The sequence below is a fragment of the Pontibacterium sp. genome, assembly GCF_041587635.1.
GTDB lineage: Bacteria > Pseudomonadota > Gammaproteobacteria > Pseudomonadales > Balneatricaceae > Pontibacterium.
Genome location: NZ_JBFGYC010000106.1, coordinates 1 through 9099, shown reverse-complemented (window position 1 = coordinate 9099; position 9099 = coordinate 1). Strand labels below are relative to the sequence as shown.

Genomic DNA, 9099 nt, shown 5'->3' with positions numbered 1-9099 from the left:
CGCTGACCTGCTGGGTCAGCAGCGGAAACTGATCGCGCAGCATCTTACTCTTGGTTCAGCTGTTTGTTGTAGCGGCTCTGCCAGCGGGCATACATCATTGCGCTGGTGAACAGTGTCACGATCAGCACGCAGGAGATCATGCCCAATGCAAAGGTTTCCGGAATCAATGCTGAGAGCACCGCTGGGATAAAGTAGAGCATCAGCACAAAGCACAACCATGCGTGACCACGTGGATTGCCGCTGATCACGGTTGGAGCAAAGGCCAGCAAGATAGCACTTTTAAACAGCACGATTACCCAGGGATTTGCATCTGGAACGGGCTGTATCACCAAGTGCCAGACAGCAAACAGGGCCAGTAACCCTACGTAACAGGAAACGGTAATCAGGCGGCTCAGGCGCGCCTTGAGACGGTAGTCTTCAGCCATGGTGTTTATTTCTCTATCAGTTTCAGGGCCAGTTCGCCCAGACGTTTGCCCTGTGCGCGACAAAGGCTAAGTTCGGTTTCATCCGGTACGTTGTTATTTTCCCGGCCGGCAACGTGGGTGGCACCATAAGGTGTGCCGCCGCTTTGGGTCGAGAGTAACTCGCTTTCGCTGTAGGGCAGACCCGCAATCACCATGCCGTGATGCAGCAGTGGCAGCATCATCGAAAGCAGGGTGCTTTCCTGCCCACCGTGCAGGCTGGAGCTGGACGTAAACACCGCAGCGGGCTTGTTGATCAGGCCACCGGAGAGCCAGATCGAACTGGTACCGTCGATGAAGTACTTCATCGGTGCGGCCATATTGCCAAAACGCGTTGGGCTGCCCAATGCCAATCCTGCGCAGTTGACCAGATCTGCTTCGCTGCAATAAGGCGCGCCTTCATCGGGCACCGCTGGCGCTGTACTTTCGCACACGGTGGAGATGGCTGGCACCGTGCGTAAACGTGCTTCAATACCCGCTTGCTCAACGCCGCGGGCGATATGCTGTGCCAGAGTGCGTGTGGCACCCTGACGGCTATAGTACAGAACCAGTACGTAAGGTGCGGACACTTACACGATCTCCAGTACAGACTCCGGTGGGCGACCGATACGGGCAGCGTCGCCTTTGATCACGATTGGACGCTCGATCAGGCGTGGGAATTCGATCATCTTCGCGATCACCTGATCTTCATTCAGGCTAGCGTCGTCCAGACCGGCTTCTTTGTACTCTGCTTCTTTCTTACGCAGCAAGTCGCGCGCAGAGATCCCTAGCTTTGTCAGGACAGATTTCAGCTCGTCGGCACTCGGCGTTTCTTCCAGATATTTAACGATGGCCGGTTCGATACCGCGTTCTTCCAACAGCGCCAGTGTCTGGCGGGATTTGGAACAGCGCGGGTTGTGGTAGATAATCACGTCACTCATTGTTTAATACCGATTTATAATGTTAATGCGATGTTGGGTCAGGGACTGTTAACCTGAGCCCGTATTGTATACGTCTGATCCCGTGCGACAAAGGATACGTCATGCGCCAATTGTTTGATAAACCGTTTATCCGCTTTTTGGGATACCTGATTCGCCAGTTTATAGCCAATAAAGGGGTGTTGAATGCGTCAGCCCTGACTTATACCACGCTGTTTGCGGTGGTGCCGCTGATGACCGTGTCATACGCGGTATTGGCTGCGGTGCCTTCCTTTCAGGGGGTCGGAGATGAATTGCAGAGTTGGGTGTTCAGCAATTTCGTACCGGCCACAGGGGCGGTCGTTCAGGATTACCTGAGCAATTTTGCCAGCCAGGCTCGGCAACTGACTGCCGTAGGTGTCGCCGTACTCGCGGTCACTGCAATCATGATGATGAAAAACATTGAAGCTGCGTTTAATCAGGTCTGGCGGGTCACTGAGCCGCGTAAAGGGTTATCCAGCTTTCTACTGTACTGGGCGATCCTGAGTTTGGGGCCGGTGCTGATTGGTTTAGGTTTAGGTGTGACATCGTATATTGCGTCGATCTCTGTTGTATCTGAAGCAACGGAGCTGGTGGGCAAGGCGCGTTTGCTTTCTGTCCTGCCGATGGTGCTCTCCGCTGCGGCTTTCACGCTGCTGTATGCGGCGGTACCCAACTGTCGTGTACCCGTTAAAAACGCCTTCTACGGCGGTTTAGTGGTGGCGATCCTGTTTGAGACGGCGAAGCGGGGGTTTGCCCTGTTCGTGACACAGTTTCCATCCTATGAGTTGATCTACGGGGCGTTTGCCGCCGTACCGTTGTTTCTGCTGTGGATTTTTATCTCCTGGATCATCATTCTGCTGGGGGCGGAGCTGACGCGTTGCTTAACGGTATATCGGCGTTTGGATGTGTCCAATGGAACATCCGAACTGCACATCATGGTGGCGGTGATCCATCGTCTTTGGCTGGCACAAGATAAAGGCGAGTCGATACCGGATCGCATTCTGCTGAAAGAGATACCGGGGCTGGATCAGGGGCGTTGGGATCAGTACGTGCAGATCCTGCTGGAAGGTCAGGTGATCAGTCGCAGTGATGGGGGAGATTTCCTGTTGAGCCGTGATGCGGGGCGTATCTCATTGGATGAGCTCAACGGGTTATTGCCGTGGCCTTTACCGGATACTCCGCAGGCCGAATCCATTGCAGGGTGGGAGCGAGGATTAAACCAGCGGCTGAACCGGGTGAGCAGTGAGCGCAAAGAGGCATTGAATATTTCGCTGGAAGCGTTATTTTCAGAGTCGGATCACAATAAACACGTGATCGAAGATTCAGATACAAGCGTCGGACCAAGGTGAGGTAAGAACAGCAATGGCGACTATCTGCGTACATGCATTAGTAACAGGACGGGTGCAGGGTGTCTGGTTTCGCCAGTCTACTCTGGAAGAAGCTGAACGTGCGGGGCTGGTCGGTTGGGTGCGTAACCTGCCCGATGGCAGTGTAGAAGTTATGCTGCAAGGCGAAGATAAGGCCGTGCATCATGTAGAGGCGTGGCTGGGGCAGGGGCCTGAGCTGGCTACGGTAGCGGATGTTCAGTCTGAGGCAGTTGATCTCTCAGAGGATCTCGTAGCGTTCAATATTATCTGATCACAGGTTACGTCAGTCTCAATTCTCCCAAACGTTCACAAAAGCGGTACCGTTATTCTCTGTACCGTTTTTGGTTTTTATAGACTCTTTCGGGATACCAAACCTTCCCATAAGAACCGTTATAGCGTGCCAGTGCTTCGGTCCAATCCCCTTTCGCCACTTTCAGGTAATGTTTGAGAATGGTGCACCCGTAACGCAAGTTGGTCTTAATACTAGTGAGATTGTCGTTTGGGCGGCCGATCTCTTTCTTCCAAAATGGCATCACCTGCATTAACCCTTGTGCGCCCGCCCGTGAGATTGCAAAGCGGTTAAACAAACTTTCGGTGTGGATGAGTCCCAATACCAGATCGATCGGTAGTTCATGTCGCTGCGCTTCCGCATGGGCATTACGTAAAATCTCAACACGCTCCAGATCATCTTTCACGTAACGATCAATCCGGCCCGACATATCGACCAGCCAGACCTCAGCAATGTAGCGGTCTTTAAAGCTGTCTGCGGTGGCAAAACTCTTCTTCAGTGCATCGCGTAACTCAGGATCAAAGGTATCGGGTGTATTGGCCCAGATGCTCGTCGAGAGCATCAGGCAGAAGCAATAGCAGGCGATCTTTAGTGTGTGCATGAATAGGAGTATACCCCAGTGATCTAACGGATGAAGGATGAGACACCTCAAATGAGCATATCTGTGCTATAACTTTCTACCAATGTTTTGTTCGTTTAGATGACGGAGTGTTGCGGATGTCTGAAGACAACAGTCTTGCAGTGACCCAGTTGGATGCGTTGATCTCTACGCTAGAAGAGTCGGTGCTTTTCCTCAATGGAGAAGCCAAAGTGAGTAGTTATTCGGTAGGTGCGAATCATTGGTTAAATCCGATGATTTTGCTGGGACATTCGGCCAATGAGGTGTTTCCAGAAACCGTTGTGGCATCACTGAACACGGTATTGGATAAAGCCGCCACCGACGGTGTACAACAGTTGGAACAGCTGGTGCGCCCTGATAGCGCGCCACTGTTAAAAGAGGCGGGCCTGAAGGAAGCGCTCTGGTTGCGTTTAATCATCGCTCCCTCGGGTGATGGTTGGGTGCTGGTTGCGCGTGACGTGAGTGAGCAGAAACGTCTCTCCCGACGTTCTGGCGGCCAGTCACAGCGAGACATACTGACCGGCGCTTACAATCGACGTACCTTGATGCCAGTGATTGAGCAGGCCGTCGCGCAGGCCCAGCGTTATGATTGGATCTGTTCGATACTGGTGATCGATGTCGACGGTTTGGCGGCGATCAATAATAAATACGGATGGGATGCGGGCGATCAGATCCTGCAACAGATGGTTCGTACACTGGATGCTACCAAGCGCACAGCCGATTTTCTGGCGCGTATCTCTGATGATAAGTTAGCACTATTTTTGCCAGAGACTAACCGGGAGCAAGCCTTGTTGGCGTCCGAGCGGGTGTTGAAAATTGCCCGCGACATGGTAATTGAGGTCGATAGTGCTGCGGTGCCGTTTACTGTCAGTATTGGTGCCGCGACTCTGAGTGGGGTTGAAGATACGGCGGCACGAATGCTTGATCGGGCGGAAGATAACTTGGCTGTTGCTTCGCAAAGCGGCGGTAACCGTGCGGAAGGTGACGAAGCCTGACGGTTGTTATAAAACGCAAAAAAGCCAGCCTCACTACTTTAGTCAGGCTGGCTTTTTTATATCTGAATTGAGTATCTGAGCAGAACGAGCTGCAGGCCTTGGTTCAGCCAGGTTTTCTTGCGAAGAACGCTCCGCCGCTAAAGACAACCAATGCACACCAAATAAGTGAAAAGCTGATCAGTTGGTGAATACCAAAGGGTTCCTCATAAAGGAATACCGCCAGCAAAAAATGCCCTGTTGGTGCCAGATATGTGAGGAAACCAACGACCGTAAGGCTTAATCGCTTCGCAGCTGCGGCAAAGGCAAGCAGAGGGAGCGATGTCAGTACGCCCATGGCGATCATTCGACCGGCATCGTCGCTGCTGGATAAGAAGTGATCTTGTCCAGTGTCGACCAGCCAGAACCAGTAGGCAAGGGCCACAGGAGATAAGACCAGCGTCTCAATCAACAGACCGGACAGTGTGTCGACAGGAGCCTGTTTACGAATCAGTCCATAGACACCAAACGAGCAGGCAAGCACCAGAGAGATCCATGGTAACTCTCCCAGCGCAATGATCTGCCAAAGTACACCCGCACCCGCAAGCATCAGGGCAATTTTACGAAATTTATCCTGCTTCTCGCCCAGAACCAGTGTGCCGAGCAGTACGTTAATAATGGGTGTCAGGAAATATCCAAGGCTGGAGGCCAGAACCTGCCCGTCACTGACCGCATAGATAAACACGCCCCAGTTCACCGCGATCAATATCGCTGACAACCCTAACGTGAACCAGATTCTGGGGTTCTTAAGATGGGGGATGCTGTTTTTCCAGCCACGCGTGAGCGTCAGAATCAACGCGGTAAACAAGCTGGCCCAGATTACCCGATGCGCCAACACTTCAAGCGGCGGTAAGTCCGACACTTGTTTGAAGAACAACGGGAACAATCCCCAGATACCATACGCGAACAGGGCATAGATCAAACCCTGTTGTGCAGTTTTTTCGGGCGTCTGCGGAGCGGCGTTGTGTGGCATCAGGGACTCAGTATTAGACGAAAAAGGCGCCGAGTGTACGCCTTTTCCAATCGAGCTGCACGCTAAGGAACCTGCGAACAAGTCCGAAACACCTCTGGCATTCAGAGCAGTGCGAGATCAAGGCGACGGTTACAGCCATGCTGGTTGCCTGGCGAAAACCGTTAACACAGAGATCAAAATGCTCTGAATGCCCCTTAGGGCGGGCGTTAAAACAGCTTTCTGCTTTGTCAGGAAACTTGGAAAGGACCCGCCATTCCGCTGCGCTTCCTTTCGCTCATAAAGCTGTTTTATCGTCCGCAGAGAAAGTCTCGGACTTATTCGCAGGTTCCCTCGGCTTATACGATGGTCTGTTGCAGAAAACGAACGATCAGATCCAGCCTAGCCATTGCCACCACAGGTAGTCCAGCGGCAGCAGTATCAGAATGGTCAGTGTGGCAGATATCAGACAGAAACGGATGGCATGACGGATCGGCTCTTTCGACAGTTGCATGGCAACAATCAAGGGGGCTGACTGGTAAGGCATCAGGATAGTGGAGAATCCCAGTACTTGTGTCATCAATACTGCTTTGATTGTCATACCTGCATTGTTGGCCATTTGGTCTGCAAAGGGCGTGAGTACGGCAGGAACGCCCGGCAGGGTTGCCACTAAAGCTGTCATAATTGCGGTCCCGGATAGTGATGCATAGTTAAGTGCTGGATTGTCCGGGCTCAACGGAATCAAGCTGTTCAGGGTATTTGCTAACACGTTACCCAGCCCGGTGGTATTGATGACTGCACCTAATGCGAGAATGCCGGCGAGGAAGGCCATCAAGTTGAAGTTCATCTTTTCATTGAAAGTTTTGCTATCCACCAGGCCGACTTTGGGCATCAGTAGGAACAGAGCAGCAGTCATGCCGATCCAGGCGGGTGAGATGTGATGCAGAGAATCGGTAAACCAAAAGGCCAATGCTGTGCCTAGCACCAGAATTAATTTGCGCTGTCCGTGGTTGTCGTTGTTACTGCTTTGAGGTGCGGTGTGTAGTTGAGGTTTGTCCGGAAACAACAGCAGGATCAAGCCGATAATCAGCAGGCCTTTTAACAGACCGAGTACCGGGAAATGCAGTAGGAGATACTCAGCGTAACCGGGGCTGATGCCATGGATGGTTTCGGCGGCGCCAATAAATACCATATTGGGAACATTCGCGGGTAATACGGCGAACGTTGGCACATGGCAGCCAAACGCCACGGCCAGTGCGGTCCCTGTACGGCCTTTGCTGCCGGGCGCAAAGCCACAGCTGTCTGCAATAGCGATAGCAATCGGCACCAGTAACACTGCGCGGCCCAATGATGAGGGCATCACAAAGCCCAGCAGCACTGAGGCGATGACAATGCCAAAGATGAGACGGGTATAACTGCCGTTAACCCGCTGACTTAACGCATTGGCGATTCGTCCTCCCAGCCCAGTGGAGTTGATAGCCATGCCAAATACGAGGCCTGAAAAGATCAGCCACATGGCCGCTGAACTGAAACCCGCGAACACAACTTCGGGCGGAGCGACCGCAAAGAGGATCGTTGCCAGCATAAAGATCAGCGCCGTGAGGTGGTCGGGTAGTACGGCTGCAGCCCAGAACAGAATCGCAAACAGCACCAGTGCAGCGCCCCAGGCTTGTTCGCTGGTGAGTCCAGCAGGTTGTAGGATGATGATCACTGCACCACAAAGCAGGGTGAGTAGGGCGATAATAAGCTTTTGCATAAGGTTGCTTTCAGTCCGGTGAGGATCGTATCGATTGCTAAGGTGTTCATTCTGAGCCTTAATGTAGAGGTAAACATGCGATAAATAGACAGGTAATGTTTTGAAACGGACAAGAAGGCCACCCAGTGGGATCGGTTCAATCGATGATCCACTGAGACCGATTCTGGGTATGAGCGGTGTGATGCAAGGTGATGAGGATGTGATTCCGCACACCCATCCGCGTGCTCAGCTGGTGTATGCATCGGAGGGTGCAATACGGGTGAATACGCCAGATGGGACTTGGGTCATTCCTCAGACACAAGCGGTTTGGGTGCCTGGTGGCTTGGAACATCAGGTCTGTGCCGTGTCTCCGGCGGAGGTGCGCCACCTATATATTGATCAGCGACAGTTTCAGGCGTTACCCACACAGTGCAGTGTTTTGGAGGTATCCCCTTTTTTGCGGGAATTGATTATCCGTGCGGTCAGTCACGGGCGTGAGTATCTGCCTGACAGTCCGGCGGCCCATCTGATGGCCGTCATTGGTGATGAGTTGCAGGCGCTGGAGCCCTCGCCACTCTATCTGCCTTCGGCGAATGATCGCAGGGTCGTACGGGTCATGGAAAAGCTCAGGGACGATCCCGCTGATAATCGTGGTCAGGAAGATTGGGCGGCCGATGTGGGCGCGAGTGGCCGTACCTTAGGACGTTTGTTTTTGCGTGAAACCGGGATGAGTTTTGGTCAGTGGCGTCAGCAGTTACGTTTACAAGAGGCTGTAAAGCTACTGGCAGAAGGTAAAGGGGTGACAGAAGTGGCGCTGATTCTGGGTTATCGCAGCCCCAGTGCGTTTGTGGCGATGTTTCGCAAAGCGTTAGGGAAACCTCCCAAGCAGTATTGTATGGACCCTGTATCGGCCCAACCAGATTAGAAGGTAACCGATTGTATGCAGATTACATTTTTAGGGACCTCGTCGGGAACGCCAACACGTAGCCGAAATGTGAGCGCCATCGCGCTTAACCCAGAAGGCAAACGTGATTGGTATCTGATTGATTGTGGCGAAGGGACGCAGCACCGTTTGTTGAGGGCACCGCTTTCTTTGATGAAGCTGCGCGCTGTTTTGATCACCCATATGCACGGTGATCACTGCTACGGCTTGCCGGGATTGCTGGCATCCGCTCAGCTGTCTGGGAGAACCGAACCGCTGACGTTGATTGGTCCAGCTGCACTGCAGCCATTTTTACAGGCCATGATGCAGTTTGCAGAGCTTAGCTTGGAGTATGAACTGAATTTCGTGACGGTGGAGAACCAGCAGCAGGTCTGGGATGAGCAGGGTATGAAGATCAGTTGCTGCCTATTGTCTCATCGCGTGCCCAGTTACGGATATCGCTTTGAGGAAACGAATGTTGAGCGCTCGTTGTCGGTGGACAAATTAAGAGAGGAAGGTATTCCAAGTGGGCCGCAATGGCGCGAGTTACAGCAAGGGAAAACGGTGACGCTGAGCGATGGGCGGGTATTGGATGGACAGCAATATTCACAACCTGCCCGCAAAGGTCGCGTGACCGTTATCGGTGGCGATAACGATACACCCGAATTGTTGGCGGGACTCTGCTGTCATGCCGATCTGTTGGTGCATGAGGCAACCTATACGCAGGCGGTTGCAGAGAAGGTAGGTGCCGCACCCCAGCATTCGACGGCTGCAGACGTTGCCGCGTT

11 protein-coding genes are annotated in these 9099 nt (G+C 52.9%); 5 read left to right on the top strand and 6 right to left on the bottom strand.

All coding sequences use genetic code 11. The annotated features are described in order from the left end of the window. Positions 1–44: 44 nt before the first annotated feature. From ABYW01_RS07575 to arsC, 3 genes are read right to left on the bottom strand one after another with little or no spacing between them, the layout of a single operon-like run. Complete coding sequence (locus ABYW01_RS07575) at positions 45–425, bottom strand: DUF2069 domain-containing protein (protein WP_193954189.1); 381 nt, start codon at positions 423–425, stop codon at positions 45–47. A gap of 5 nt (positions 426–430) precedes the next feature. Beyond that, on the bottom strand, positions 431–1030 hold the full coding sequence (gene wrbA, locus ABYW01_RS07570) for an NAD(P)H:quinone oxidoreductase (RefSeq protein WP_372831877.1): 600 nt from the start codon (positions 1028–1030) through the stop codon (positions 431–433). Next, positions 1031–1381 carry an arsenate reductase (glutaredoxin) gene (arsC, locus tag ABYW01_RS07565; protein ID WP_372831876.1) on the bottom strand — a complete coding sequence of 117 codons (351 nt, stop codon included), beginning with the start codon at positions 1379–1381 and terminating at the stop codon, positions 1031–1033. 101 nt (positions 1382–1482) lie between these two features. On the opposite strand from arsC, the gene ABYW01_RS07560 reads away from it, so the two are divergent. Together ABYW01_RS07560 and ABYW01_RS07555 are read left to right on the top strand one after the other, a co-directional pair. Continuing rightward, complete coding sequence (locus tag ABYW01_RS07560) at positions 1483–2748, top strand: YihY family inner membrane protein (RefSeq protein ID WP_372831875.1); 1266 nt, start codon at positions 1483–1485, stop codon at positions 2746–2748. Positions 2749–2761: 13 nt separating this feature from the next. Next, positions 2762–3037 (top strand): acylphosphatase, encoded by a 276-nt coding sequence (locus tag ABYW01_RS07555; protein WP_372831874.1) that lies wholly within the window; start codon positions 2762–2764, stop codon positions 3035–3037. Positions 3038–3089: 52 nt separating this feature from the next. On the opposite strand, the gene ABYW01_RS07550 is transcribed toward ABYW01_RS07555, so the two are convergent. Then, positions 3090–3656, bottom strand: a complete 567-nt coding sequence (locus ABYW01_RS07550; protein ID WP_372831873.1) for a lytic transglycosylase domain-containing protein — start codon at positions 3654–3656, stop codon at positions 3090–3092. Positions 3657–3772: 116 nt separating this feature from the next. Here ABYW01_RS07550 and ABYW01_RS07545 point away from each other — a divergent pair, with 116 nt between their 5' ends. Next, positions 3773–4669, top strand: coding sequence for a diguanylate cyclase (locus tag ABYW01_RS07545; RefSeq protein ID WP_372831872.1), 897 nt, complete (start codon positions 3773–3775; stop codon positions 4667–4669). Between the two features lie 103 nt (positions 4670–4772). Here ABYW01_RS07545 and rarD read toward each other — a convergent pair whose 3' ends face one another. Both rarD and ABYW01_RS07535 read right to left on the bottom strand, forming a co-directional pair. Then, positions 4773–5678 (bottom strand): EamA family transporter RarD, encoded by a 906-nt coding sequence (rarD, locus tag ABYW01_RS07540; RefSeq protein WP_372831871.1) that lies wholly within the window; start codon positions 5676–5678, stop codon positions 4773–4775. A gap of 367 nt (positions 5679–6045) precedes the next feature. Next, positions 6046–7410 carry an SLC13 family permease gene (locus ABYW01_RS07535; RefSeq protein ID WP_372831870.1) on the bottom strand — a complete coding sequence of 455 codons (1365 nt, stop codon included), beginning with the start codon at positions 7408–7410 and terminating at the stop codon, positions 6046–6048. Positions 7411–7510: 100 nt separating this feature from the next. Here ABYW01_RS07535 and ABYW01_RS07530 point away from each other — a divergent pair, with 100 nt between their 5' ends. Both ABYW01_RS07530 and ABYW01_RS07525 read left to right on the top strand, forming a co-directional pair. After that, complete coding sequence (locus ABYW01_RS07530; RefSeq protein ID WP_372831869.1) at positions 7511–8314, top strand: helix-turn-helix domain-containing protein; 804 nt, start codon at positions 7511–7513, stop codon at positions 8312–8314. A 15-nt stretch (positions 8315–8329) separates the two neighbouring features. Next, the coding region (locus ABYW01_RS07525; protein ID WP_372831868.1) for an MBL fold metallo-hydrolase at positions 8330–9099 on the top strand (770 nt) is incomplete at its 3' end.